Here is a 26,938-nt window from a genome sequence, read left to right as displayed (position 1 = left end):
AAGTCAAGAAAAGGGACGAGCGCGGGTGTCGGGGTTCGTCAGCGGGCCGCGGCGTAGCCGTCGATCACGTCGGCGGGCTCGCGGCGCGGCGCCAGCGGGAGCGGAGCGGCGGTGGACGAGGGCCAGCCCAGACGCACCAGGGTCTGCGGATACGCGCAGTCGAACAGGACCTCGGCGCGGATGGCGGCACGCAGATCCGGCATTTCGATCGGCTCGGTCTGCAGGCAGGTGGACAGGCCGAGTTCCGTCGCGGTCAGCAGCAGCGCGCTGGCCGCCTCACCGGCGCGCAATTGGGCGCGGCGGTCGTCGGCGGGGGTGCACAGGACCAGCCACTCCGAGGCATCCGGAGCCGGGGCCGGATCGGTGAGCATGGGCTGCACGAATTTCCGCTGCCGAATCTCGTCCGAGGGCGGAATGTACGCGGAATTGCGCGCGGGGACACCGTCATTCGCACCGGTCCGGCCACTCCAGGCGGACAGCTCGCCGAGGTAGTCGAGGTCTGCGGCATGCCGATCGGCGGCGACGCGGGTGGTGCGGGCCAGGGTCGCGCGCAGTGTGGGCGGCACCTCGCGGGCCACCGCGCCGAAGCCCGCGGCGCCGACGGCGACCTGACGCAGGTGACGGCTGTGGACCGGACGGGAACCGTAGCGCCGCCGATCCGACTGACGGTGCAGGACCGCGGCGGCGAGATCGATATCGGCACCGGTGGGCTGCTGCGGGGTGACCGCGATGTGCGCGAGGTGATCCGGATCTGCCGGGTCGGGCAGATGGGTGACATCGGCGGTCATACCGTGCACGGCCAAGGCCACTCGCAGATGATGCAGCGCTGCGCCGCAACTCAGAAGCAATTCACGCTGGGTGGGATCGGACACATTCAGCTGGCGAGTCCGGTCGGCATGCAGGTCGATGCCGCCGCCGGCGAGACGCCATCGCCACGGCTGCGTGTTGTGCACCGAGGGCGCGCGGACCGCCAGCGCGATCGCGGATTCGAATATCTCCATGTCGAGCGGTTTTTCTGCCATGGGTACTACGTTCCGTTCTTCTACACTCCCCATAGCGAACATACGGCAATCGTCAGGAACTCGGTTTCGGCTGCGATATCGGCGGCACCTGGAAGCTCTGCCGGGGCCAGTTCGACGGCCAGTTCCGGAAGGGCGCCTCACGCGGATCCGGGATGGCCGGAAAGGACGGCATGCGCATCTGGGATTGCAGATAATTCGACGGGAGCCGGGCCGGGGTGGTGTACCGGCTCCCCGAATCATGGGAGACACCGGCCGCGGCAAGCCGGACGACGAGGAATACCAGGGCCGCGAGCGCCCAGCCGTACCTGCGCGCCCGGCGCGGTGTACCGGGTGACCGCGCCACCACCGCGGACGGCGAACCGTAGCTGCGGGGCCCGGCCGGACGGGTGGTTTCGGCGGCCGTGCGGGCGGCGTCCGCGAGGCGCTCATCCTCCCTGGCAAGCCATTCCAGATTCTCGCGAACGGCGTCGCCGTACTCCGGATCCAATCGCGCCACCCGGCGCAATTGTTCTTCTCCCGCAGTGCGATTGCCGCGTTCCAGATCGATGAGCGCCAGCTCGTACAGTGCCTCCGCATTCTCCGGATCCAGTCGCAGCACCGCGCGAAAGGCCTCCTCGGCCAGCCGCAGAGAATCGGGCCCGCGCAGATTTCGCCGCAGAATCAGCCCCCGCAGCAGGTACACCCCCACATTGTCGGGATCGACCTCGAGTGCCGCGACCAGCTTCTGCAGGGCCGCCACCGGATCCTCATCACGCAGCGTCGCAGCGAGAATGCGCAGATTATCGGCATTTTCGGGGTCGATCTCCACTGCCCGCCGCGCCGCCGCCACTGCGGCGGCCCGATGCTCGCGCACCACCACCGGCCCCGAGCTCGCGTCCCGCGCCAAGGCCAGCTCCGCCAGCGCCCGCACCCGCCAGACGAAGGTGTCCTCCGGAGTCCGCCGCAGCGCCGCCGCACTGAACTCCAGGGCCCGCGCGTACTCCCGCAGCCGGAACGCCACCTCGGCCATATCCGCAAGTGCCACAGCGTTTTCCGGATCCCCGGCCAGCACCTCCCCCAGCAGTTCCCGCGCCCCCGCGAACCGCCCCAACTCCATCAAAACGCGAGCTTTCGCAATTCTGCCGTCCATCCCCCGAAAACCTTTCCACGAGCACAACCTCGATCGTCCAGCCGTGTACCACAATGGTCATCGCGACCTATCGGCGTCCATCCCCCAAAAATCTCACGATACGAATAGTGCGTCGGTACACCTGAATTCAGGAATGCGCCGACGGCGGAGCCAGCTCGGGCGGCAGTGTGAACCGGGGGCTGTCGAGCGTCGGCCACGGGTCGAATGTGGGCATGAACGTCGGGGGTGGGACGGGGGCTTCCGGGGCGGAGTCGGGGGAACAGCCTGCGGCATACAGCAGTAGGCGGATGGTGAAGTAGCCGCCGACCGTGACCGCGAAGAGGGTGCGGCGTCGCGGGAGCGGGCGGGGCGGACGGACCGGGCGATCCGGCCAAGTCCGGGAGCGGCGGAGCAGCTTTGCCGCGATTCTGAACACCACACCGCTGCGGAGTGTGGCCAGCCGGGCACGAACGCTGTCGCCCCGAGACGGGTCCAATTCGGCGACGCGGAGCAGATTGCGCCGGGCGGGGCGGACCCGGCCGGAGATCATATCGTTGAGCGCCAACTCTTCCAGGGCGTCGATATTCTCCGGGTCGATACGGAGCGCCTCCCGCGCGGCCGCCTCCGATTGCTTCGTGGTGTCGCCGGGAGTGCGTCGCAGTATGCCCGCGTGCAACACATGCAGGGCCGCATTCTCCGGTGCGAGTTCGATGGCGCGGGTCAGGGCACGCACGGCCGCATCACGATCCCCGGATTCCAGCACGATGGCCAGCACCCGATGGTTCTGCGGTTCGTGCGGACCCAGCTGCGTGGCCTGCCGGGCCGCATCGCGCGCTTGTTCGCGCAGGGTGCGCCATTGCACGCGGTCCGTGGCGCGCAGCGACTCCGCCAGTCCGAAACTCGACAGGGCCAATACCCGCAGGGCCCACTGGGATTCCGGATCGGCGCGCAGGGCCGCCGTACTCTGCGCGACCGCCTCGCGACGATCGCGCAGACCGAGACTCGCCACCGCCAGCAGTGTCAGCGCATCGGCATCGTCCGGAGTCGCGGCGAGCGCGCGGGCCAGTTCCTCCCGGGCGGCCTCGAAACGGTTGAGGTCGATGAGGATTCGGGCCCGGTCGAGCTCCGCGCTCACCGCACCTTCATGCGCTTCATGTAGGCGGCGAGTTCATCGTAGGTACCGTCGTTATTGGCGAATTCCACGACATTGCGGGCGGATTCGAACCAGGCGCCGGTGCTGGGGCGGATCTGGGTGAGCGCCTGATCGATATCGGCCATGCGGACCGGGCGCACGGTCCCGGTGCGCAGCGAGTCCGCCATGGCGAGCTGGGTGGCGGAGGTGCAGACGTGCGCGAGGTCCGCGCCCGAGAAGGATTCGGTGCGTTTGGCGATGGCCTTGAGATCGATGCCCTCGATGGGGCGGTCCTTGAGATGATGGCGCAGGATCGAAACGCGGGCCTCCGGATCGGGCAGGGTCACCAGCACCATGCGATCGAAGCGGCCGGGGCGGCGCAGCGCCACATCGATATCCCACGGATGGTTGGTGGCGCCGAGGATGTAGACGCCCTCGTTATTGCCGGTGGCCGAATCCATTTCGGTGAGCAGCTGATTCACCACGGTGCGCAGGCCCGCCGAACCGGACATCTGGCTGCGCTTGTAGCCGAGCGCGTCGATCTCGTCGATGAACAGCACACACGGCGCATTGCGGCGCGCCACCTCGAAGATCTGGTGCAGATTGCGTTCACTCGCACCCAAATGGATATCGAGGATCTCGGCGATCTCGATCGGATAGAAGTTCGCGCCCAGCTCACCCGCCACCGCGGCGGCGATGAAGGTCTTGCCGCAGCCGGGCGGCCCGTACAGCAGCAGGCCGCCGCGGGCGCTGGTGCCGAACGCGCGCGCCAGCTCCGGATTGCGCAGCGGGCCCAGCAGCGACAGGTCCAGCTGCTTCTTGACGGCCTCCATCCCGCCCACATCGGACAGCGCCACCTTCGGCTTCTCGAACATGCCGACATCGCCCTCGGTGACCACGAGCGGTTCACTGTCGTCATCCACGAACGCCGGTTTGATAATGTCGCCGACCTCGCGTTCCGCCGCATCCCAGTCGAAACCGTTGCCGCGCGCGGACTTCGGCGCATCGGCGGGTTCGACCGGCGCGGCGGGCGGTTCCGCCGGTGGCGTGAGCTGCGGCGCCGCTGCCGCTCCGGCGGCCAGCGCCGCGGTACAACGCTGCAGTAGCGCCATGGTCGCCGCATTGCCCGGGTCCTGCCCGAGCGCGGTGGCGCAGTGCGTCAGGGCCTCGGCGTAGCGGCCGCGGTCGGCGAGCAGTTCGATCACTCGCGTGCGGAGGGGGAGCAACTCCGGATGCTGTGTGAGCACGGTCAGGAGTTCGGTGATCACCGGATCGTCGGTCAATGCTCCCCCAGACAAAGTACGGACTCTTGTGCCGAATGCTAAACGGTCACGCCGACACCGCGCACCGCTCATTTCCCGATGAGCGGCCCCGAAACCGCCAAGGTTACGCACGTCACAGTGGTTGCGCTGGAATAGAACCACAACCTGGTCGGTTGATCACCACTGTCGGCATCGTTAACAGCCCCGGGCCTCACCCTCCGTCGCTTCGAGCGACCACCCGCCGAGAGGCGCTTGTTGGGTGTCGACGTCACTTCGCGGCAGCGCCGCGAGCGACCGCCGCCAGGCATCCCCCCGCCTGGCGGCGTTTTGCTGTTCAAGAGACACAGCGCTGTTCATAGGGAATTCCAATTCGCGCCACGATAACCATTCCGGCGTGTTCGCCTATGGCACGCGGTAATTCGCCACGCGGTGAACGCGAATTCCACGCAGGTAGCCGGACTGTGGAGCTAGCCTGAAATATATGTTTCGCAAGCGCAGGGGGTTGGCCAGCGCGGTAGCGGTGGCATTGGCGATAGGCAGCGTGGTTTTCAGTTCCGGTGTCGCACACGCGACGCCGGACCAATTGCGTTGCAATGAACCGGCCGGGCGGGAATTCGAACGCGCGGCCCCGGAACAGACGGGCCTCGACAGCGCGCGGGTGGCGGACGCACTGCAGTTCGCCGCCGACCGAAATCGGTTGAATGTGCAGATTTTCCGGCACAATTGCCTGATCGGCGCGGGCCCGACGAACAACGACACCGATCGCGTCCCGTGGAATGTCTGGAGCGTCACCAAGAGTGTGGTGTCGCTACTCGCCGGAATTGCCTGGGATCAGGGCAAACTCGATATCGACGCACCGATCGACCGCTATCTCCCCGCCGGAATCGGCGATCCGCAGCACCGGTCGATCACGGTGCAGGATCTGCTCACCGAAACCTCGGGGCTGCGCATCGGCCTGGTCACCGAGGGGATCACCGGGGTCGTCCCCATCGATCCGTTCAGCGCCGTGCAGGCGATGGGCGTCCCGTTCGACAATCCGCCGGGCACCGAATTCCAGTACAGCCAGCGCAATGTGGACGTGCTCTCCTACGTGATCGAACTGGCCGTCGGCGAACCCCTGCAGGAGTTCGCCCAGCGGGAACTCTTCGATCCCCTCGGCATTCAGCGCGGCGACTACTACTGGGCCAAGGACCGCTCCGGCCACACCTACGGTTACGCGCATCTCATGATTCCGCCGGTCGATCTCGCCAGACTCGGCATGCTGACCGCCGAGCACGGCGAATGGCAGGGCAGACAGGTCGTTTCCCGCGAGTACCTGCAGAAGGCCACCACCTCCTCGGCGACCAACCAGTGCTACGGGTACCTGTTCTGGCTCGGGCCCGGCTGTGCGGAGAATCCCGAATTCCTGCCCGCCGACACCTATTCCATGTCCGGCCTCGGTCTGCAGCACGTGTTCGTCATACCCAGCCTGGATCTCATGGTGGTGTGGACCGGCGTCTTCGGCACCCACACCACGCAGGGTCTCACCGGAATCCTGCAGTATGCGGGCGAGGTCTCGCACGAATTCTTCCGCCGCCTCTTCGCCGCGTTCCAGGACACTCCGATACCGGATCCGGGTCCGTACGTGGAATCGCCGCTGCGGCTGGACCCCTCCAAGTACTTCGACACCGATATCGCACTGGCGGTCTTCGGCCTCGGTCCGGACGCCTATCCGGGCTGTAGTGTGCTGTCCTGCTTGAATACTCCGCTGGCGCCGCCGTTCAGCGATGAGCCGCCGGGCTGTCTGCTGCTGGCATGCCTCGGCTCGGATCCCCGGACTCCGGGTATCCGCTGATTACGCACTCCCGCGCACCGGCAGCCGTGGGTCCCCGAACCCACGGTGCCCGTCAGGGAGTGACGGCGTTGTCACTCGGTCGAACAGCACACCGGCTCACGGCGTCACGGCTGCGCGGGCCGCGAGCTCGCGCAGTTCATCGGCCGGTCGACGGCCGGCGAACTGCAGTAGATCCCGCACCACCTCCCGGGACCGATGATCGTGATGCACCAGCTCCGGAGCCAGTCGCTCGGCGTTGAGCAGTGCCTGCAGCGCTTCCGATGCCTGGCGGCGCTGCGCGTGCGCGCGGGCCACGTCGACCAGGAAGCGAGCCTGTCTTTCCGGTGAGAGCACCGAGGCGTCCACGGTGCCCGCGGTATCGAGAGCCTCACCGGCATCACCCAATTCGACCGCCACCGCGACCGCATGCACGGCCACACTGGTCGGACCGAATTCGGTGTCGAAATCATTGCGGCCCTCGCCCAGTCGCTCCGCGGCTCTGCGCGCCGCGGCCAGACCGGTGCGAGCCGCCGTCCGATTACCGTCCGTCGCCGCGATCACCGCCAGCATGAGCTGGAGAGAACCGTAGAGCGACAACACTTCCGGACGCACCAGGTCGTCGTCGAGGACCTGTGGCGCGAGTGCCGTCACCGACACGCGAGCCGCCTGCTGCGCCTGTTCAAGCCGTTGCAGGCGCAGGAAAGCCTGTGCCATGCGGTAGGTTCCGGCCACCACGCTGAGCGCGTCACCGGATTCCTCGGCCGCCGTCAGCGCTCTGTCCGCCGCGACCCAGGCCGCGTCGACCTCCTCCTGCCGGGTAAATGCGGTGGCGGCCACCTGATAGGCGCGTGACAGCAGTGTCAGCACCTCCGGCCGCTTCACGGAGGTGCTCCGCGCCGCGTGTTCGAGATCCGGAATCAATTCCAGCAGACTGCTGCCGACCTCCACGAGCCGTGACTCGTGCGCCAGCTGCCAGGCCAGATCCACTCGTTCCTGTAGTGCCGGTAACTCATCGGCCGACTCGCGATCGGCCTCGTCACCGAGTAGTTGCTCCAAGGCGGGATGCCCGGTGAGCAATAATCGCAGTTTGTCGAAAACGGCGGATCCGGCACGATGTCCGTCACCGCGGTCGGCGGCCATGGGTTCGGCCGCCTCGGGTCTCAGGTCTCGCACTGCGACGCCGAGGACGTCCGCAAGTCGCTGGAGTACCGATAGTCTTTCGACCGGTAGTACATCCCGTTCGACCTGTGACACCCAACTTTCCGAACGCCTGATGGCGGCGCCCAGTTCTTTCTGCGATAGTCCCCGCCGCCGGCGCAACTCCGCTACCCGTGCCCCTAGGGTACTTTCGGCCACCGGGTCAAACTCCTTCTGCCTGATCGGCTTTCCCGGTCGTCACCGCCCGCTTGTTTCGCCGATGCCTACCATGCCCTTCTCCTTCCCGATGCGATCTGCGGACAAGGATTCCAGACCGGGCGAGCTTACGGCGCACAGTATGGAACATGTATTTTTCTTATTGCACCGCAATTTTTCTGTGTTTAACGTTGATCAGTGAGACGTCGCACCAAATCCGACGACAGAAGGTGCCCCATGACCGTCGCACCCGAAACGCGCGAAGTTCATGTGCGCCTGCGCTTTCCGGGCGGCATGGTGCTCGACTATCGCGCCGGGAGCGCAATTGCCGAGCGGCTCGCGGCACATCTGCGCCCGCATGGCATTGAAGTGACTGTCGATAGCGCAACGGTCACGATCGATGGTTCCGCAGTATGCGAACTTCGGCCACTCCCCTGTGCCGAACTCTGGGAAGACTGAAAATGACAGAAAAAATCGGGCCGCCCGATCCGAGTGGATCGAACGGCCCGATGTGCTGTGGGGCTACTCAGCGATCGGCGAGCAGAACCTCGGCGATCTGAATCGTATTGAGGGCGGCGCCCTTGCGGAGGTTGTCGCCCGAGATGAACAGCGCCAGACCCCGGCCGTCCGGAACGCCCGGATCCTGGCGGATCCGGCCGACGAGGGAATCGTCGATACCGGCGGCCGCGAGGGGGGTCGGGACATCCACCAGCTGTACGCCGGGAGCATGCGACAGCAGCTTCTTGGCGGTCTCCACCGAAATCGGCCGATCGAATTCGGCATTGATGGAGAGCGAGTGGCCGGTAAGCACCGGAACGCGCACGCAGGTGCCGCTCACCAGCAGATCGGGCAGACCCAGAATCTTGCGCGACTCATTGCGCAGCTTCTGATCCTCGTCGGTCTCCTCGGAGCCGTCGTCGACCAGCGCGCCCGCGAGCGGGATCACGTCGAAGGCAATGGGGGCAACGTATTTGACCGGAGCCGGGAACTCGACGGCGGAACCGTCGTGCACCAGCTTCTCGGCATCGCCGATCACCGCGCGCAGCTGGGAGACCAGCTCCTCGACACCGGCCAGGCCGCTGCCGGAGACGGCCTGGTAGCTGGAGACGATGAGGCGGCGCAGACCGGCCTCGTCGTGCAGCACCTTGAGCACCGGCATGGCGGCCATGGTGGTGCAGTTCGGGTTGGCGATAATGCCCTTGATCAGGTTGCGGGTCGCCTCCGGGTTCACCTCGGAGACCACCAGCGGCACCTCGGGGTCCTTGCGCCAGGCCGACGAATTGTCGATGACGGTGACTCCGGCGGCGGCGAAGCGCGGCGCCTGCACCCGGGACATGGTGGCGCCGGCCGAGAACAGCGCGATATCCAGCCCGGTCGGATCGGCGGTCTCGGTGTCCTCGACCACGATCTCGCCGCCGCGGAACGGCAGCTTCTTACCGGCCGAACGCGCGGACGCGAAGAATCGCACCTCGTCGGCCGGGAAGTTGCGCTCTTCCAGCAGCTTTCGCATGACGGCGCCGACCTGCCCGGTCGCGCCGACAACACCTACACGCACACCCATGATCTAGCGCCCCGTTCCGCCGTGTACGACTGCCACCTCGGACCCGCCCAGATCGAAGGCCCGGTGCAGCACCTGCACGGCCTCGTCCAGGTCATTGTCCTTGACCAGCACCGAGATTCGGATCTCCGAGGTGGAGATGAGATCGATATTGATGCGCGCCTCGGCCAGGGCCTCACAGAAGGTGGCCGTGACGCCCGGGTGCGACTTCATGCCCGCGCCGACCAGCGACACCTTGCCGACGTGATCGTCGTAGACCACCCGGGAGAAACCGATATCGCCCTGCTGCTTGCTGAGCAGCTCCACGGCGCGCGGACCGTCCAGCTTGGGCAGGGTGAAGGTGATGTCGGTCTTGCCCGTCTCCACCTTCGAGACGTTCTGCAGCACCATGTCGATATTGATCTCGGCATCGGCAACGGCTCGGAAGACCTTGGCGGCGTAGCCCGGCTCGTCCGGAATGCCGACGACGGTCACCTTGGCTTCGCTGCGGTCGTGCGCGACGCCCGTGAGAATTGCCTGCTCCAACGGGATGTCCTCCATCGATCCGGAAATCATGGTGCCCTCTTTGTCCGTGTACGACGAGCGCACATGGACCGGCACGTTGTAGCGGCGCGCGTACTCGACGCAGCGCAGCATCAGAACTTTGGCGCCACAGGCGGCCAGCTCGAGCATTTCCTCGTAGCAGATGGTGTCGAGCTTCTGCGCGTCCGCGACGATGCGCGGATCGGCGCTGAAGACGCCGTCCACATCGGTGTAGATCTCGCAGACATCGGCGTTCAGGGCCGCGGCCAGTGCGACGGCGGTGGTATCGGAGCCGCCCCTGCCCAGCGTGGTGACGTCCTTACTGTCCTGACTGACACCCTGGAAACCCGCGACCAGCACGATGGTGCCCTCGGCGAGCGCATTCTGCACTCTCCCCGGAGCCACATCGATGATCTTCGCGTTTCCGTGCCTGCCGGTCGTGATCACGCCGGCCTGCGAACCGGTGAACGAGCGGGCCTCCGCGCCGAGCGAGTGAATGGCCATGGCCACCAGCGAATTGGAGATGCGCTCACCCGAGGTGAGCAGCATGTCCATTTCACGCGCGGGCGGCGCGGGGGAAACCTGCTGTGCCAGATCCATCAGCTCATCGGTGGTGTCACCCATGGCCGAGCAGACCACGACCACGTCGTGGCCCTGCTTCTTGGTCTCGACAATGCGCTCGGCGACGCGACGGATGCGCTCGGCGGTGGCGACCGAGGATCCTCCGTACTTCTGTACGACGAGAGCCACTACGGAAATCCTCCAAGATCGACAATGCTGCTATCGACCCACAACATTACCGACCCGGGCCACGAGATTTCCGGCCACCTCCCGGCTGCGGCGTCCAGCAGCCCGCCAGCTAAGCCGCCCCGGCCTGCGCCGGGGCCGAATCGTGCCCGGCGATAAGGGTATTGAACAACCAGCTGTATTTCGTGTTGTGGAAGGCGGCGAACGACCATTCGCCGTCGGTCCGCACCACGACGTAGACGTTGACCTTGGTATTGAAGCGATTGCGGCGGCGCCTGCCCTTCACGACCGCGCCCCTGCCGTGCACCACGGCCACCTCCGGGGTGACGAAGCGCAGCGACGTGATCTCGCCGTCGGTGCGCGTCCCCTTCATGTATTTGGCAAACAGTGGCGCATGCGAGGCCTCGATGGCTTCGCGGCCCTTCAGGTGCTGACCGAACCAGGTCACATAGTCGGCATCGGGCGCGAAGGCGGCGGCGTACGCCTGCGCGTCACCGGCCGCCCAGGCGCTGATGGTGCTGTCGAACAGGTCCCGGATGGCGGATTCGTCGGTGCGCTGCGTGGTAGTCATGGCATATCCCCTGAATCAATCAGTAGTTGATTGAGTAAGATAATGCTCGGGTAAGACTATGCTGTCAAGCGATGACGAAAAACCAGGAGTTGGCGGCCGACCTCACCCTCGCCGCCCAGCGCAGCGCCACCGATGCGGTCATGCTGCACGGAGCCATGGCCGATCGCCTCGGCCTGCACGTGACCGATCTGCGCTGCCTCAATCTGCTGCGAATGGGCGGCGCGGCCACCGCGGGCGAACTCGCACAGCGCACCGGGCTCACCACGGGCGCGATCACCCGGATGATCGACCGGCTATTGAAAGCCGGCTACGTGCGCCGGGAACACGATGAGCAGGACCGGCGGCGGGTGATCATCACCGCGATCCAGGACCGCATCGACGAAATCGCCCCGCACTACGAGGTTTTGGCGCGCGAATTCGGCAAGATCACGGCCGACTACACCGAGGAGCAACTGCACCTGCTGCTCGATATCTTCAACCGGCTGCACGAGACGTCGCTGCACGTCACCGCAATCCTGCGGGAAAACGCCTGAGCGCACCCGCGAGATCATCGCCGAACCGATGAGTGACACGGCCGAGCGCATCACCAGCTTCCGCACCGGCTATCTCGCACAGCTGGAACCGCGACCGGAAGCCGCTATCTCGCGCTCGATCGCCCGATCGCCGAACGGCTCACACTGCCCGGCATTTTCACCGCGGAGCAGAGCGCCGCATGGCGGTCGAACGCGCGATTCCCGAGGAGCGAATCAGCATGTGACAGCCGTCACTAAATGGTGAAGCGGAACTTACTCACGAGTACGTTCCGATTACGTTGCCCGCCAGTGAAATTCGCAAATACGGCCGAGCGGACAGGACCGATCGGTATGCGACACAGTTGACTCCGCGAGCGACGCTGGTCACAATCGGTGCCCAAGCTGGAGGGTAGGTATGCGCACTAAGACTGATCACCGCTTCATCATCGATATCGATCCCGATCAAGTGATGGAGGCGTTGCTCATGGTCGAGCAACTCCCCGACTGGTCCCCCGCACATCAGGACGTCCGCGTCGCCACCCGTGACACCCTGGGCCGCCCGAAGAAGGTGTACGTCTCGGCGAATCTGATGGGACGGCCCGACCGGCAGGTCGTGGAGTACACCTGCACCGAGGACCGGGTCGCCTGGAAGGTGTCCGAGAGCAGTGCCGGGGCCGGCGGCCAGGGCTGGTTCGACCTCGCCGTGACCGAGGACGGCTATACCGAGATCTGGTACCACACCGAGGTCTACCTGCCGATTCCCGCGCCGGGCATGCTGCTCAAGCGCAGCGCGCGCCGCGAGGGCGAGGCCACCATCGAGAACTTCATCGCCTTCGTCGAAACGGTCACCGGCATCGAGGGACTCGCCGAAGCCGACGAACAGCCCTACGCCGAGCAGGCCGGCTACGAGCCCGCGCCCTACACGCCGCCCCTGCACTACGGCGGCAGCTTCGAACCGGGCTTCGGGACCGCCTGACTCCGGGCTTCGGACCGCCGGCACCGAGCTTCGTGTCACGTGACCTTGATGCCGACGTCGCAGCGGTTGTGATCATGCCGAGCGCGAACACGCGTCGCTGACACTGTCTTTCGAGCCCCGGACCCTGCAATATGTCCGCCATGCCCGGTGCGCAACGATCCCGAATGACCACCGTGGCCGAGGACGGCTCGGTCACTCAACTCGAATTGTTCTTCGACCTGGTGATCGTCTTCGCCTTCACCATGGTCACCGATCTCGCCGCCCATGAGACCACCGCGGTGAATCTGCTGCGGGCCCTGGTCATTCTCATGCTGCTGTGGTGGATGTGGATCGGCTACTCGTGGCTCGGCAATGTGGTCAAGGCCGATGAGGGCATTGCCCGGGTCGCCATGTTCGTGGCCATGGGCGCGTCGTTCCTGATCGCGCTCACCATTCCCGAAGCCTTCCACGATCTTCCGGGCGGCTGGTACGGACCGCTGGTCTTCGTCATCGCCTATCTGGTGGCGCGGCTGATCCACCTGTGGGTGTTCTGGCTGGCCAGCGCCGAGGACGAGCAATTGCGCGGACAGGTGGTGCGCTGGGCGAGTGGATCTCTCACCGTCGGCGGTGCGCTGCTGCTGCTCGGCGCGCACTACAACGGCGGCGCGCAGATCGGACTGTGGCTGGGCGCGCTCGCCTGGGACATGCTGTGGACGGCGTTCTCCGGCAACGAGTGGCGGCTCAACTCCGCCAAGCATTTCGCCGAGCGGTACGGGCTGATCATCATTATCGCGCTGGGCGAATCCATCGTCTCCATCGGCGTGGGCGTGGCCGGACTGCCCATCTCCTGGGCGATCACGCTGGGATCGATGCTGGGGCTGGCCGTTTCGGGACTGCTGTGGTGGGCGTACTTCGATGTGGCGTCGCTCGTGGTGGAGCATGCGCTCGAGCACGCCACCGGGGAGCGGCGGGTGCAGATCGCGCGCGGTTGCTACACCTACTGGCACTTTCCGATGATCGCCGGGATCGTCGCCATGTCCCTCGGTTTGAAGAAGGTGCTCGGCTATGTGGGCGGGGCGCAGGGACATTCACTGAGCGATGCGCTGTACGGCATACCGCTGTACGCCCTCTACGGCGGCGTGGTGGCCTATCTGATCGCTCTGGTGGGTTTCCGGTACTCCGCGACACACAAAGTCCTCATACCGCGTCTGGTGGCGGCCGTGGCGCTGCTGGCGCTCATCTGGCCCGCGACCGCACTGCCGGCGCTGGGATCGCTGGGGATGCTGTGCGCGGTTTTGCTCGTGCTAATACTCTGGGAAGTAGTGGCGTATGCGCAGAAGCGGGAGCGCATCAGGCACGGAGGCTGAGCCTCCCGTCGATACGGCGAATCGTCCGAGTACTGAGAGTCACTGCGGGAGCCGGTTGTTCACCGACTCCGGCACCCGCACTCCGGCGTGTACCGCGGCGCGCATCTGATTCACGTTCTCCCGCAACGCATCAGCTACCAATTCGTCGGTCCGGGGATCGGCGAGCACCTGCAGAATGATGCGGAAGCTGGCATCGGTGATGCCGTGAATGATCTCCTCGTGGAACGGGAAGTACCGCACCCGGCCCAGCTGGGGATCGCGCTGAATGAGATCCAGCATCATCTGGTTGATCTCGGTCCGGTTCTCCTCCAGCGCATTCGCGATGTTCTGGGTGTAGTGGCCGGTGCGCAGCACATCGCCGACCTCGTCCAGGACGGCAATGGTGACAGGGCGCTTGACGATATCGACGATGGTGCCGACGAACCGGTTCACCACCGCCGCCGTGACCCGGTCACCGAAGGCGCGATCGGCCACCCGGGCCAGCCGGACCGCGATCGCCACCACCCGCAGCAAACGGAAGCCGCGGAAGAACGGGCTGGTCACCGGGATCATGCCCAGGACCTCGTACCAGTAGATGAACGGGAACGTCCAACTCCAGCCCTCGTGCCGCCAGCGCCAGAGGAACTCGATCGCGAAGACCGCGCAGATGCTGTAGTCGACGTACCGGATCGTCCGGTAGGTGTCATCGGCCACCGGGAAGAACGTCACCCAGGTGACCAGCGCGACCGACACCACCGCCAGGGCGAGCATGAAGAGATCCGTCCACAGGGCGGGCGGCTTGTGTGGGAATTCCCCCGCCTCCGGTTCACTGACCTCGATCACGCGGACCCCTTCCTCATCGAATGGCCTCCGCCAGCGTAATTGGCCCCGGCCGGACCACCCGCGAGCGCTGCGGTGTTGTCCGGCAACACCGCAGCCGATGCTCCAGCTATCGGCCCGCTCGGATGATGGCCTCGATATTGCGTTCGGCGAGTGCGGTGATCGTGAGCGACGGGTTCACCGTACCTGTGCTGCCGGGGATACCCGCGCCGTCCATGACATAGAGACCCGGATGGCCGATCACCCGCCCGTTCGCATCGGTCGCCTGCCCGAGCACCGCGCCGCCGAGGGGGTGGGCGGTGAAGGCCGCATTGGCGTCGTAGCCGATCGGGGTGTAATCGACGATCGAACCGGCACGCTCGGCAATCCGATGATCGACCGCGCGGCAGGCGTCGACCACCGCGTTCTGCGCGCCGCGCGGCCAGGACAGGCCGACCGCATTGCGGGCGGCGTCGAAGCCGAAGCGGGCGCGGGTCGGATCCAGCGCGATACCGAGCGAGGCGATCGCGCCGGTATCCACCGGAATGCCCGGCACATACCAGTTTTCGAGGGTCAGCGGCATACCGGATTCGTCGGCGATGCGGCTGGCGCTGGGCACACCGCTGCCGACACCGGCCAGTGAACTCTCGGCGCGGGCGAGCACCACATCGCCATTGGTGCCCCAGCCGTCGCCGATATGCTCGTTCAGCTGCGGCAGCGCGCCGGTGGCCTGGGCCCGCACCAGCAGTTCGGAGGTGCCGACCGAGCCCGCGCCCAGGAACAGGCGGTCACAGGTGAGGGTGCGGGTGGCGAGCACCTGGCCGGCGGGCGCCAGTTTGGTCACCGACACCACGTACTTGCCATTGGCGTCCTGCGCGATGGAGTCCACCCGGTGCCCGGGGAAGATCGCCGAGCGTCCGGTGCCCTCGGCGTAGCGCAGATAGTTCTGGTTCAGATCGAACTTCGCGCCATTGGAATTGCCGAGATTGCTGCGTGCGGCCGTTGCCGACGAACGCGAGTTGCCCGCCAGTTCGGCGCGCAGCACATCCCAGTTGAAGATCGAATCATTGGCCTGCGGTTCATAACCCGCGGCCCGGACCTGCTGATCCCACACCCGGGAGTGCGTGAACGGCACCGAATTGTAGATATCGGGCGGCATGGTGCTCAGTCGCAGCATGTCCCGCACGCGCGGGTAGTAGACGCGGTCGAGTTCGTCGTAGTCGACGATGCCGCCGAATACCGAGTCGAACAGATGCTTCGGCGGGGCCACCATCGCACCGGTGAAGACGATCGACCCGCCGCCGACCGCCGCGCCGCGCCACACGTCGATGCCGGCGAATTCGGTGACATCCAGGACGCCGCCGAAATCGCTGAAAGGCATGGGCACCTTGGTGACGCCGGTGAAGCTGGTGCGATGCCAGAAGCCGCGCCCGTCCGGCAGATCGTCGCCGGTGAAGATCTCCCGCCAGGGATCGTTCGGCCACCGCGAGCCGCGCTCCAGCACCGTGTTCTGCACCCCGGCCTCGGCCAGTCGCAGCGCCGTCACGGCCGCCCCGAATCCGGACCCGATGACAATGGCCTCGGAGTGCTCCGGCGGATCCGGTAGCGGTGCGAAGATCTCGGGCACCCACGCCTGAAACAGCGCGTTCCACAACGGATTCGCCGACGCGACACCGGCGCCGCGCACAGCGGCACCCGATCCCGCGCCCGCCAGCAAAGCGGCCAATCCGGCAGCTTTCAACACGGCGCGCCTGCGCAAGCGGCCACCTCCCTCATCAAGTAGGCCGCGCGCGACACTACCGGCCGGTCGCCTTGACAACAACACATTCGGCAACACCAGACCGACCGGTCATGCGTGTCTGCTATGTGTCGCGAGGGAACCGTGCTAGGCAACCGCCGTCAGAAACGACGCAGCCCGTGCCTGAACGGCACAGCGCACAAGCGATCTGCGCAGTTCAGACACGATCTGCGCAGTTCAGACACAAGCTGTTCCGTCAAGATGAACTGTTCCGTCGCGACCACACAGCGCGCGTCCCGACCGCACAGCGCGCATACAAGCTGCGCTGTTCGGAGACGGTCTGTTCGGTCGGGATGGACCGGGCGGGTCAGGCGCGGAGGCGCTCGCGGCGGAGTTGGTCTACTTCCGGGAGGGCAAGGGGGGGAAGGGAATCGACGCCGAGGGCGCGGGCCAGGAGGTAGTCGGCGAGTTCGGGGTTGCGGGCCAGGGCGGGGCCGTGCATGTAGGTGCCGAGGACGGAGCCCTGGACTACGCCCTCCGAGCCGTCGCCTACGCCGTTGCCGACGCCCTTGGTGACGCGGGCCAGGGCGGTGGCGTCGCCGCCGAGTTTGGTTCCGCCGCGGTGGTTTTCGAAGCCGGTGAGAGGTTGGGTCAGGCCGGGGAGCAGGGGGTGGGTGGCCACCTCGCCGATGGCGCGCTTGTCCTGGGGGGAGGTGGTGACGTCGAAGAGGCCGACGCCGTCCACCCGCTCACCCGAGGAGGTTTCGTACCAGTGACCCAGCACCTGGATGGCGGCGCAGATGGCGAGGATCGGCGCACCGCGCTGGGCGGCCTGCTGCATGCCGGGGTACTTCTGCAGGTGACGGGTGGCCAGGCGCTGCGCGGAATCCTCCGCACCCCCGAGGGTGTAGACGTCCAGCGAATCGGGAACCGGGTCGGCCAGGGTGATTTCGACGATCTCGGCGTCGTGGCCGCGCATGCGCAGGCGCTGGCGCAGCACCAGCGCATTGCCGCCGTCGCCGTAGGTGCCCATGACATCCGGCAGCACCAGGCCGATGCGTACGGTCGATTCACTCATGCGCGGGCCTTCGCCTTCACTTCGAGATCGCGGTTCAGGTCACGGAATGCCGTGTAATTGGCGAGTACTTCCACCTGCCCCGGCGGACAGGATGCGATGGCGCGCAAGGGATCCGCGACCGTGGTGTGCTCCACCCCGGCGTAGGTCAGGCGCACCGCCAGATCGGTCGCGCGCTCGCCCGCCGCGACCACCTGGGTGCCCTCGAAGTGCTCGAAGCGCACATCCCAGAGCCAGGACAGATCCTCGCCGTCGGGCACCTGGCCGTTCACGGCGATCACCAAACCCGTTGCGGCAGGGTCGATCATGGACAGCGCCTCCTGCCAGCCGGCCGGATTCTTGGCCAGCAGCAGGCGCGCGGTACGCCCGTCGACCTCGACGGTGCGATAGCGGCCCGCGATCTCGTCGACGGTCCCGGTGGCCTTCGCCGCCGCGGCGGCGTCAGCACCCATCGCCACGGCCGCGGCCACCGCCTGGGCGGCGTTGCCACGATTGGCGCGGCCCGGAAGGGCAAGGGCGAGCGGCAATTCCAGCCCATCGGGCCCGTGCAGCGTGTGCTCGTCCACCGTCCACTGCGGCTCCGGGCGCTGGAAATCGGTTCCGGTGCTGTACCAGTGCGCGCCCTCCCACATGATGGGCTCGCCACTGCGCGGGCAACTGGTGGCGTCCACCGACCAGCCGCTGCCCGCCGACACCCACACCACATTGGGATGGTCGTAGGCGATCGAGGTCACCAGCACGTCGTCGCAGTTGGCGATGAGCACGGTGTCCGGATGCCGGGCCATACCGGCGCGCAGGCGGCGTTCGATCATATTGATCTCGCCGACCCGGTCCAGCTGGTCCCGGGAAAGATTGAGCAGCACCACGACGGCCGGATCCAGCGCATCGGCCACATGCGGCAGATGCAGTTCGTCCACCTCGATCGCCGCCAGCGCCGCGGTGCGATTCGCGGTGAGCGCGGCCACGATTCCGGCATCCATATTCGCGCCGTCGGCCTGCGTCGCGACCGCGCCGAGCGTCTGCAGCGCGGCGGTGGTCATGCGCGTGGTGGTGGACTTGCCATTGGTGCCGGTCACCAGCACCGTGCGGCGGCCACGACCCAGCTGGGTCATGATCGTCGGGTCGATCTTCAGCGCGATCAGGCCGCCGATCATCGATCCCTTACCGCGCCCGGCCTGCTGCGAAGCCCATGAGGCCGCCGTTGCTGCCCGCAACGCCAGCTTGCCGCGTACCGAGATGTCTGCCACGCCGCGAGTTTATTGGTGCGACCCGGTTGCTGCGCAGGCGGTATCGCCGGATTCGGCGTGAGCTGCGCCGCACCGGGGTTCCGCCGCGTCACCGTCGGCGCGCCGCGCTCAGGACTCGCAGTGCCGCGCTCAGGACTTGTAGAGCAACTCCTCGTACGTGTGCGAGTAGTGCTTCTCCAATTGCTCCAGCGTCTCGGTGCTGTCCGGCTGCAATTCCTTGACCAGTCGCGCCTGCGTGGGCAGCGTGTCGGCCGGCCACTGCTCCGGCTTCCACAGCCCGCTGCGCAGGAAGGCCTTGGCGCAGTGCAGGAAGATCTGCTCGACCGCCACCTCGATGGCGAGGATGGGCCGATGCCCGCGCACCACCATGTCGTCGAAATACGGTGCGTCGCGCACCAGGCGCGCGCGGCCGTTGACCCGCAGCGTCTCACCGCGCCCCGGAATCAGGAAGATCACGCCCACATGCGGATTCGCCAGAATATTGAGGTAGCCGTCCGCGCGGCGATTGCCCGGGCGCTCCGGAATGGCGATGGTCGTATCGTCCAGCACGCGCACGAAACCGGCCGGATCACCCTTGGGCGAGGCGTCGCAGTTGCCGTCCGCGTCACTGGTGGACAGCACCACGAACGGGGAGTTCGCGATCCACTCCCGGTCCCGCGGGTGCAGTGCGACCCGCTCCTTGGCGATGGCGCGGGGCGTCGGCGCGCCCAGCAGTTCCCGCAGTTCAGCCGGATCGGTGATCTCGCTCATGACTCGATTGAACGCGCGCACCACGGTGCGGTGCCAGTGGTTTGTGCGGAATCTCGCTAGAGCGGTGTGTCGAACAGGTTCGACTGCCCCGCCGCGTACCGCCCGATGTCCAGCTGCCGGAACGGTTCCAGCTCGGTCGCGCGGTACAGCGTGAAGAGCTTGCAGCGCGCCGCGTTCGAACCACTCACGTCCAGCAGTGCGTTGACCGCGGTCCGCGCCGCCTCCGAGGCGCCCTCCATGGTGGCCAGGTCCACATTGGTGCGCACGTAATCGCCTGCCAGGAAAAGGTTTTCGAGATCGGCGGTGTGCGAGACCGGGCGCAGCGCCCAGGATCCGGCGGTATTGATCAGCAGCGGATCGGCATTGGCATTGCGATGCTGCGCCGCGTCCCAGGTGATGCCGGTGTCCAGGAACCAGGAGTGCAGGTCCTCATCGCGCAGCAGCACGTGCTCGTCATTGAGATGCGCCTTGAGCTGTGCCCACACCTCCCGCGAAATCTCGTCGGGCGAGCACTCCTTGGCGGGTTTGCCGTACAGCATGCCCGGGGTGTTCCAGTCGGAGATGTCGACCGACAGGCAGTCCTGCACGGTCCCGTCGCCGAAGCCGGGCAGCGGGGTGCGGTTCCAGAACTGGTTCTGCGCAATGGAAGTCAGCGACCACGGGGAATCCACATAGGCGACGTGACCGCGCGCGATATCGGTCTGGGTGCGCATGAAGAACTGGATGCCGGTCATCCAATCCACCATGAGCTGGCTCATGCCCGCCAAATCCGGTCGCAGCGCGAGGATTTCGGGCGTCCACAGGGTGCGGGCCACCTCGGTGGACAGGGCGGTCACGAAGTAGTCGGCCTCGACCTGCTGCGCCGCGCCCGAGGCGTCGACGATCCGGGCGGCGGAGATACGCCCGTCCGCGACGTCGAGGCCGCGCACCTCGGCGCTGACGAACTTCACGCCCAGCTCGCGCAGCCGCGCCACCCAGGGATTGATCCAGGCCTCATTGGTGGCGCCGTTCAGCAGCCGGTCCAGCGCGCCGTCATTGCCGACCTCGAGCGGATTGCCGAGGAACTGCTCACCCATATTGCCGATGGTGAGCGTGCTGGCCAGATCATCCTTGGCGGCCACCAGCAGGGTGGTCAGGGTGCGCGAGAGCAGCATGCGGAATTCGGTGGAACGCCTTCCCGCGCCGACGTATTCGCGCCACGCCACCTTGTCCCACTGCCCGTAGCGGCGGGCATCGCAGCTGGTATTGAAGACCAGCAGGCGATTGGCGAAGTACAGGGCATCGGTATCGGTCATCTTGGTGCTGGTGCTGATGGCCGATCCGACGGTCTCCCGGAAATCGTCCGGGGTCGCCCACGGTTTCCCGGATCGGCCCATCGGAATGATGGTGTCCGGGGCGTTCTGCCGGGAGAAACGCGCCTCGGGGGCAGCGACCAGGTTGTCCCACACCCCGTTCGCATTGCCCGCGAACGGGATTCGCCGCATGGTGTCGGGAATGTGCTTGTAGAAACCGGGGAAGAAGCGGAAGCCGTGCTCGCCCCACAGTTCCGGGCGGCCGCCGCTGCCGGTGCCGGGCACCGCGATGCTGCGGGCCTTCCCGCCCAGCGCGCGACGCTCGTACACGGTCACGTCGAAGCCGCGCTCGGCCAATTCGTGCGCGGCGGTCAGACCGGCGACACCGCCGCCGAGCACCACCACTCGACGACCCGGATCGGCGACCGCGGCGGTGGGGCGCAGTGTTGCGGCCGCCCCGGCCATCGCACCGGCCGCGACCGCGCCACGCAGCACCGTCCGCCGTGTGACGGACATACGCTGTCCAGCCATTCCCTACCTCCCACGCCTGGGGGAATCCTAGGCAGCAGGAACCGGCAGCGGGTCCGTAGGGTCGGTTTTTTCGTACCGGGAGTCTGCGGATTTTGCGAGGATGCCGACCGTTCGCTAGGCCTCGACGAGCCTGGGGGCGGGCTGCACCGGCGCCGGCCGGGCCTCCGAGCTGGGGGTCGACACCGTTCGACGCCCGGCCGAGGTTGCTGTGAACGCGCCTGCGATGACTATCGCCGCACCCACAAGCGACAGCGCCGACGGCGTCTCGTGCAGGAACGCCCAGGAGGCCGCGATGCCCACCACCGGCACGCCCAGCGACAGTGGCGCCACCGTGCTCGCCGGGTAGCGGCTCATCAGATACGTCCACAAGCCCGAGCCCGCGATCGTGCCGAGCAGCACGATGTACGCGAGTGCGGCGAAGGCGGGCCAGCCGCTCATCGAGAACGACGCGGCCAGATCATGCCAGCCGGTCGTCGGTCCCTCGGTGAGCGCCGAGAGCGCGAACATCGGCAGCGGCGGCACCACCGCCATCCACAAGGTCAGATGCAGCGGGTTCACCGCCGGTCCCGCGGATTCGGCTGCGGCCAAACGTGATCCGAGATTGCCGAATGCCCAGCCCAGCCCGGCCGCCAGGGTCAGCAGCACCGGCAGCAGCGCGGCATGGTGCGACCGGTCCCAGCCGATCACGCCCATCCCCGCCAGGGCGACCGCGATACCCAGCAGCTGAATCCCGCGCAGCCGCTCCCGCAGGAACACCGCGCCCAGCAGCACCGTGAACGGCGCCGAGGACTGCAACACCAGCGACGACAGCCCGGTCGGCATGCCCTCCCGCATGGCCGTGAACAGGAACGCGAACTGCAGAATCCCGAACCCCACGCCGTAGAGCAGCAGCCACCGCCACGGCACCCGCGGCCGCGGCACGAAAATCAGCACCGGCACCGCGATCACCGCGAACCGCAACCCCGCGAAGAAGAACGGCGGAAAGTGGTCGAGCCCCACCCGAATAGCCAGGAAGTTCAGTCCCCACAGCACCACAACACCCAGCCCGAGCACCCGATCACGATTGGTCATACCCCGAATAGTGAGGCCATCAATAGGTAAGAACAATCGAATATATCCACACCAACAATGTAGTAAAACTTACCTATGCCCCACCCGGAAGACCCCACACCCCACCCACCCCGCACCGTCCCACCCCCACGCCGCATCCCACCATCCACCGCCGCCCTCCCACCCGACCTCGCCCAGAGTCGCGGCGGGCCGGGGATGGCGATCGAGCGGTTGCGGGTTTTGCGGGAGTTGGCGGATCGGGGGACGGTGGCGGCGGTGGCGGCGGCATTGTCGATGACGCCGTCGGCGGTGTCGCAGCAGTTGAAGGTGCTGGCGCGGGAGGCGGGGGTGGCGCTGCTGGAGCCGGACGGGCGGCGGGTGCGGTTGACCGATGCCGGGCGGGCGCTGGTGGTGCGGGCCGATGAGGTGCTGGCGGCCATGGACAAGGCGGCGGCGGAGATGGCGTCCTATCGCGGGTCGCCGCGGGGTGAGGTGCGGGTGGCGCTGTTCCCGTCGGGGGCTGCGCTGTTGCTGCCCCGGGTGCTGGCCGAATTGGCGGGCAGCGGAGTGGAGATGGTGGCTCGGGACGAGGATGTGCCGGCGGTCGAAGTGCCGCGATTGCTGGCCGATTACGACGTGGTGCTCACCCATCGTGACGAACGGGCGGCATCGATCGGCGGGCCGCGGGTGGCGTCGCGGGTGCTCATGCGCGAGCCGATCGACGTGGTGGTCGGGCCGAATCATCGGCTGGCCGGACACGGCGCGGTGGTGCCCGCCGAACTCGCCGACGAGACCTGGCTGAGTGTGCGCGGCGGATTCCCGGTCGACGACGTACTGCGCTCCATTGCCACCGTCACCGGCGTGCAACCCCGAATTGCCCAGCGGCTCAACGACTTCACCGTGATCGAAGCGCTGGTCGCCTCGGGCTACGGCATCGCCCTCATGCCCCGGCACGCGGTACGCCACCCGGACGTGGTCATGCTCCGCCTGGCCGGGGTCCGCGCCGCCCGCCTCTACGATCTGGCCACCCGACCGCACGCCGAGAAGCGTCCCGCGGTGGCCACCGTCCTCGCCGCATTCCAGGCCGCCGCCCGCAGGGCCACGGGGCCGGACGATCAGCAGAAGTAACTGCGCGACTGGATCATTCGCTGCGACAGGCCGCCGCGGCGGCGCAGTCCGGCTGTAGCTCCGGCACCCGCCCGCGCGCGGCAGCACCACCCGCCGCGCCATACCGCCGCAGCTCTTGACTTGGAGTGCACTCCAGGTCATAGCGTTGACCGCATGAGCATTCGTCTCGGATATCAGATGCCCAACTTCAGCTACGGAGTGGCGGCGCGCGACCTGTTCCCGGCGGTGGTCGCGCAGGCGCGCGAGGCGGAGGCCGCGGGATTCGACGCCGCCTTCGTCATGGATCACTTCTATCAGCTGCCACTGATCGGCGCGCCCAGCGAGCCCATGCTCGAGGCGTACACCGCGCTGTCCGGCCTGGCGGCCTCCACCGAGCGAATTCAGCTGTCCGCCTTGGTGACCGGCAATACCTACCGCAATCCGGCGCTCACCGCCAAGACCGTCACCACCCTGGACGTGGTGAGCCGCGGCCGGGCCGTGCTCGGCATCGGCGCGGGCTGGTTCGAACTGGAGCACCAGGCGTACGGCTTCGAATTCGGCACCTTCACCGAGCGTTTCGAACGCCTCGAGGAAGCCCTCGACATCATCACCCCGATGCTGCGCGGTCAGCGGTCCACCTACGACGGCAAGTGGTACCACACCAAAGACGCGATGAACGAGCCCCGCGTCCGCGACGATCTGCCGATCCTGCTCGGCGGCGGCGGCGAGAAGAAGACCTTCGCCCTGGCCGCCCGCTTCGCGGATCACCTCAACATCATCTGCAATGCCTCCGAGATCCCCCGCAAGCTCGAGGCCCTGCACGCCCGCCTCGACGAGGCCGGCCGCGATCCGAAAACGCTGGAAACCAGCTTCCTGGCCTTCGTCATCGTCGACGAGGACGGTGACCGCGCCCGCAAGACCCAGGCCGATCTCCTTGCCCGCCAAGGCATTGCGGACCTGTCCTCCATGCCCGCCGAGGCCCTGCGCCAGTCCCCCGCCGACCGCCAATTCGTCGGCACCCCCGACGAGGTCGCCGAACAGTTCCAATCCCGAGTCCTCGACCACGGCATCGACGGCCTCATCGTCAACCTCGTCACCGGCGGTCACGAGCCCGGCACCGTAGAACTGGCCGGCCGCGCCCTGTCCCCCCTCGTCCACGCCTGACCCACCCGGACCACACAGCCCGTGCCCCCGGCGCACAGCCCCGATGGCGACTGTCCGGCCGAGACACGGGCTGTTCGATGCAATTTCCGGCGCGGCAGACCGATGTGGCAGCTGCGGGTGTGGATCCCGGCCGAAAGCATGCCGGGATGACGGGGGTATGCGCCGGGATGGGACGGTGCGTGCTGAACAGGCAACGCCCCGCAGCTCGGTGCTGCGGGGCGTTGGTTTGTGTTGCGGGGGTTGAGGTCAGCGCTGGTGCGGGGGCTGACTCTGACGGTTGGCGTGGTAGCCGAAATCGTCGGCGACCATGGCGGCCAGTTCGAGGAGGGCCTGGCGGGTGGGTTTGCCGACCAGTTCGAGGTCGATCTCCGCACCTTCGGCGAGGTGGTCGTCGAAGGGCACCACCTGGACGGCACGGGTGCGGTCCAGGAAGAGCTTGCGGAGCTGGTCCAGGTCCACGGTCGAGGAACCCTTGCGAGAAGCGTTGACCACCACCACTGTTCGTTCCACCAGCTTGTGGTAGCCGTGGTGATCGAGCCAGTCCAGGGTCGCCGAGGCGCTGCGCGCGCCGTCGATGGCCGGCGAGGTCACCAGCACCAGCGAACTCGCCATATCGAGCACGCCCGACATGGCCGAATGCATCAGTCCGGTACCGCAGTCGGTGAGGATGATGTTGTAGAACTGCTGCAGGATGCCGATGGCCTTGCGGTAGTCGGCCTCGCTGAACGCCTCCGACACCGCCGGATCCTGCTCGCTGGCAAGCACTTCCAGGCGACTGGGGGCCTGCGAGGTGTGGGCGCGCACATCGGAGTAGCGGGAGATGTGGTTGTCCTCCAGCAGGTTCCGCACCGTGGAGCGGGTCTGCCGCGGCACCCGGTGGGCCAGGGTGCCCAGGTCCGGGTTGGCGTCGATGGCAATGACCCGGTCACCGCGCTCGGAGGCGAAGGTGGAGCCGAGACCGACTGTGGTGGTGGTCTTTCCGACACCGCCCTTGAGCGACAGGATCGCAATGCGGTAATCACCGCGCACCGGCTGATTGACCCGATCCACCAGCTGCGCGTGCACCACATCCGCGGGCGACTCACCCGGGTTGATCACACCGCCGGAGGCCTTGTGCACGGCCCGGCGCCACCCGCTGCGCGGCGCCCGGCGGGCCCGCTTCAACAGGTTCAGATCATTGACCGAATGCCCCGGAGGCGGCGGCTGCTGAAAACCGCCCTGCTGCATCGGAAAACCCTGCGGCGGCTGACCGTTCCAGCCCTGCGGCGGATAACCGCCCGGCGGCATCGGCGGCTGTCCGCCCTGCTGCATCGGCGGCTGCTGCTGTGCGGGCGGCGGGGACCAGCTGTAGATCGGCCCGCCCGGCTGATCATTGCCCGGTGCGAACTGCCCCGGCTGCCCCGGTCCGCCGAACTGCCCGGGCGCTCCGCCCGGACCCGGCGCACCCGGCTCCGGCGGCGCGGGCTGATCGGGAAACACTCGGCGAACCATGCCGTCGCTGCCGATTTCCTGCCGGATCTCGCCGTACGGGGTGTTGTCGCGAACTTCGCCGTAGGTACCCTCGGGCGGCGGAAACGCACCCGGTGCACCGGGATTCGGCGGCGGTGCGAACTGCCCGGCATCCGGCATCTGGTGATTGCCGGAGTTCTGGAACCCCTGCTGGTACGGACCATTGGGCCCGGGACCGGCGAACGGACCCTGCCCCTCGAACGGTCCGTTCGGACCGCCCGCGAACGGACCCGGAGCACCGTACGGCCCCGCCGGCGGGAACCCGCCGGGCGCAAAGGGATTCGGCCCGTCACCGGGTCCCTGCGGCGCAAATGGGTTCGGCTGCCCCTGGCCGTACGGCTGCGCGAACTGCCCGCCTTCGGCCTGGAAGACGGTGGTCTGCTCGATCGAGTCGGGAACCGGCGGGAAGAACCCCGACCCCGGCTGCTCACCCTCGACCGCGGACTCCGGCCCGCCCTTACCCTGCTCCGGCGCACTCGCGGCGGATGCGGCGTCGTCCTTGACGTCGTCGCCATCCCCCGTCGTACCCGGCGCGGGCTTCGACTTCGAATTCTGATCGTTCGTGGTCACGTGTCCCCCATCTGCTCGACAGCTCGAACAGAGAGCTCGGCGCTAATGCGTCCCAACGCTAGCAGCTGTCCCGCCTCCCCGAACCTTCAGCGCACAGCTGAGAGCCGTGACCAGTTGTGCACGCGTGCCTGCGGTTAGGCGCCAAAACAATCTTAGACGTCCCCCAGGAGTTACCCCGAAGGTCA

Annotated in this window: 23 protein-coding genes; 7 read left to right on the top strand and 16 right to left on the bottom strand. The window is 67.3% G+C overall.

Features of this window, described 5'->3' with window-relative positions:
* Positions 1-38: 38 nt before the first annotated feature.
* The 4 genes from OG326_RS03825 to OG326_RS03810 form a co-directional block, all read right to left on the bottom strand.
* Positions 39-1,022 carry an Acg family FMN-binding oxidoreductase gene (locus tag OG326_RS03825; protein WP_327143240.1) on the bottom strand — a complete coding sequence of 328 codons (984 nt, stop codon included), beginning with the start codon at positions 1,020-1,022 and terminating at the stop codon, positions 39-41.
* A 52-nt stretch (positions 1,023-1,074) separates the two neighbouring features.
* Entirely contained in the window at positions 1,075-2,151 is a 1,077-nt protein-coding gene (locus OG326_RS03820; protein WP_327143239.1) for a tetratricopeptide repeat protein, read from the bottom strand.
* Positions 2,152-2,278: 127 nt separating this feature from the next.
* Positions 2,279-3,265 carry a tetratricopeptide repeat protein gene (locus OG326_RS03815; RefSeq protein ID WP_327143238.1) on the bottom strand — a complete coding sequence of 329 codons (987 nt, stop codon included), beginning with the start codon at positions 3,263-3,265 and terminating at the stop codon, positions 2,279-2,281.
* Positions 3,262-4,545 carry an ATP-binding protein gene (locus OG326_RS03810; protein ID WP_327143237.1) on the bottom strand — a complete coding sequence of 428 codons (1,284 nt, stop codon included), beginning with the start codon at positions 4,543-4,545 and terminating at the stop codon, positions 3,262-3,264. Before OG326_RS03810 ends, OG326_RS03815 begins: the two co-directional genes overlap by 4 nt.
* A 460-nt stretch (positions 4,546-5,005) precedes the next feature.
* Between OG326_RS03810 and OG326_RS03805 the strand changes: the two genes are divergently transcribed.
* Positions 5,006-6,358, top strand: a complete 1,353-nt coding sequence (locus OG326_RS03805) for a serine hydrolase domain-containing protein (RefSeq protein ID WP_327143236.1) — start codon at positions 5,006-5,008, stop codon at positions 6,356-6,358.
* 96 nt (positions 6,359-6,454) lie between these two features.
* On the opposite strand, the gene OG326_RS03800 is transcribed toward OG326_RS03805, so the two are convergent.
* Entirely contained in the window at positions 6,455-7,693 is a 1,239-nt protein-coding gene (locus OG326_RS03800) for a helix-turn-helix domain-containing protein (RefSeq protein WP_327143235.1), read from the bottom strand.
* 234 nt (positions 7,694-7,927) lie between these two features.
* Between OG326_RS03800 and OG326_RS03795 the strand changes: the two genes are divergently transcribed.
* The gene (locus OG326_RS03795) at positions 7,928-8,149 is read left to right on the top strand and encodes a hypothetical protein (RefSeq protein WP_327143234.1); all 222 of its coding nucleotides are present in this window, start codon (positions 7,928-7,930) and stop codon (positions 8,147-8,149) included.
* 67 nt (positions 8,150-8,216) lie between these two features.
* On the opposite strand, the gene OG326_RS03790 is transcribed toward OG326_RS03795, so the two are convergent.
* The 3 genes from OG326_RS03790 to OG326_RS03780 form a co-directional block, all read right to left on the bottom strand.
* On the bottom strand, positions 8,217-9,251 hold the full coding sequence (locus OG326_RS03790) for an aspartate-semialdehyde dehydrogenase (RefSeq protein ID WP_297620926.1): 1,035 nt from the start codon (positions 9,249-9,251) through the stop codon (positions 8,217-8,219).
* Positions 9,252-9,254: 3 nt separating this feature from the next.
* Positions 9,255-10,520 (bottom strand): aspartate kinase, encoded by a 1,266-nt coding sequence (locus OG326_RS03785; protein WP_327143233.1) that lies wholly within the window; start codon positions 10,518-10,520, stop codon positions 9,255-9,257.
* Between the two features lie 109 nt (positions 10,521-10,629).
* A complete protein-coding gene (locus OG326_RS03780) occupies positions 10,630-11,088 on the bottom strand; it encodes an SgcJ/EcaC family oxidoreductase (protein WP_327143232.1) in 459 nt (152 codons plus the stop codon).
* Positions 11,089-11,159: 71 nt separating this feature from the next.
* Here OG326_RS03780 and OG326_RS03775 point away from each other — a divergent pair, with 71 nt between their 5' ends.
* The 3 genes from OG326_RS03775 to OG326_RS03765 all read left to right on the top strand — a co-directional run bounded on the left by OG326_RS03775 (position 11,160) and on the right by OG326_RS03765 (position 13,922).
* Positions 11,160-11,621, top strand: a complete 462-nt coding sequence (locus tag OG326_RS03775) for a MarR family winged helix-turn-helix transcriptional regulator (protein WP_327143231.1) — start codon at positions 11,160-11,162, stop codon at positions 11,619-11,621.
* A 394-nt stretch (positions 11,622-12,015) separates the two neighbouring features.
* The gene (locus OG326_RS03770; protein WP_327143230.1) at positions 12,016-12,576 is read left to right on the top strand and encodes an SRPBCC family protein; all 561 of its coding nucleotides are present in this window, start codon (positions 12,016-12,018) and stop codon (positions 12,574-12,576) included.
* 140 nt (positions 12,577-12,716) lie between these two features.
* Positions 12,717-13,922, top strand: coding sequence for a low temperature requirement protein A (locus OG326_RS03765; protein ID WP_327146358.1), 1,206 nt, complete (start codon positions 12,717-12,719; stop codon positions 13,920-13,922).
* Positions 13,923-13,961: 39 nt separating this feature from the next.
* Here OG326_RS03765 and OG326_RS03760 read toward each other — a convergent pair whose 3' ends face one another.
* From OG326_RS03760 to OG326_RS03730, 7 genes are all read right to left on the bottom strand, one after another.
* Complete coding sequence (locus OG326_RS03760) at positions 13,962-14,744, bottom strand: ion transporter (protein ID WP_327143229.1); 783 nt, start codon at positions 14,742-14,744, stop codon at positions 13,962-13,964.
* Between the two features lie 106 nt (positions 14,745-14,850).
* A complete protein-coding gene (locus OG326_RS03755) occupies positions 14,851-16,479 on the bottom strand; it encodes a GMC oxidoreductase (protein ID WP_327143228.1) in 1,629 nt (542 codons plus the stop codon).
* Between the two features lie 346 nt (positions 16,480-16,825).
* A complete protein-coding gene (locus OG326_RS03750; protein WP_327143227.1) occupies positions 16,826-17,536 on the bottom strand; it encodes a type 1 glutamine amidotransferase in 711 nt (236 codons plus the stop codon).
* Positions 17,533-18,780 (bottom strand): Mur ligase family protein, encoded by a 1,248-nt coding sequence (locus OG326_RS03745; RefSeq protein WP_327143226.1) that lies wholly within the window; start codon positions 18,778-18,780, stop codon positions 17,533-17,535. The genes OG326_RS03750 and OG326_RS03745 overlap by 4 nt, the downstream gene beginning before the upstream one ends.
* A 129-nt stretch (positions 18,781-18,909) precedes the next feature.
* Positions 18,910-19,530 (bottom strand): pyridoxamine 5'-phosphate oxidase family protein, encoded by a 621-nt coding sequence (locus OG326_RS03740; protein ID WP_327143225.1) that lies wholly within the window; start codon positions 19,528-19,530, stop codon positions 18,910-18,912.
* Between the two features lie 56 nt (positions 19,531-19,586).
* Positions 19,587-21,353, bottom strand: a complete 1,767-nt coding sequence (locus OG326_RS03735) for a hydroxysqualene dehydroxylase (protein ID WP_327143224.1) — start codon at positions 21,351-21,353, stop codon at positions 19,587-19,589.
* A gap of 114 nt (positions 21,354-21,467) precedes the next feature.
* Positions 21,468-22,424, bottom strand: coding sequence for an EamA family transporter (locus OG326_RS03730; RefSeq protein ID WP_327143223.1), 957 nt, complete (start codon positions 22,422-22,424; stop codon positions 21,468-21,470).
* Positions 22,425-22,619: 195 nt separating this feature from the next.
* On the opposite strand from OG326_RS03730, the gene OG326_RS03725 reads away from it, so the two are divergent.
* Together OG326_RS03725 and OG326_RS03720 are read left to right on the top strand one after the other, a co-directional pair.
* Positions 22,620-23,531 carry a LysR family transcriptional regulator gene (locus OG326_RS03725; protein ID WP_327146357.1) on the top strand — a complete coding sequence of 304 codons (912 nt, stop codon included), beginning with the start codon at positions 22,620-22,622 and terminating at the stop codon, positions 23,529-23,531.
* A gap of 153 nt (positions 23,532-23,684) precedes the next feature.
* On the top strand, positions 23,685-24,674 hold the full coding sequence (locus OG326_RS03720; protein ID WP_327143222.1) for an LLM class F420-dependent oxidoreductase: 990 nt from the start codon (positions 23,685-23,687) through the stop codon (positions 24,672-24,674).
* A 246-nt stretch (positions 24,675-24,920) separates the two neighbouring features.
* Here the strand turns inward: OG326_RS03720 and OG326_RS03715 are convergent, their stop codons facing one another.
* On the bottom strand, positions 24,921-26,753 hold the full coding sequence (locus tag OG326_RS03715; protein ID WP_327143221.1) for a nucleotide-binding protein: 1,833 nt from the start codon (positions 26,751-26,753) through the stop codon (positions 24,921-24,923).
* Between the last annotated feature and the right edge of the window lie 185 nt (positions 26,754-26,938).

The sequence above is a fragment of the Nocardia sp. NBC_01327 genome, from assembly GCF_035958815.1.
GTDB lineage: Bacteria > Actinomycetota > Actinomycetes > Mycobacteriales > Mycobacteriaceae > Nocardia.
This window is presented reverse-complemented; position numbering and strand designations above follow the sequence as displayed.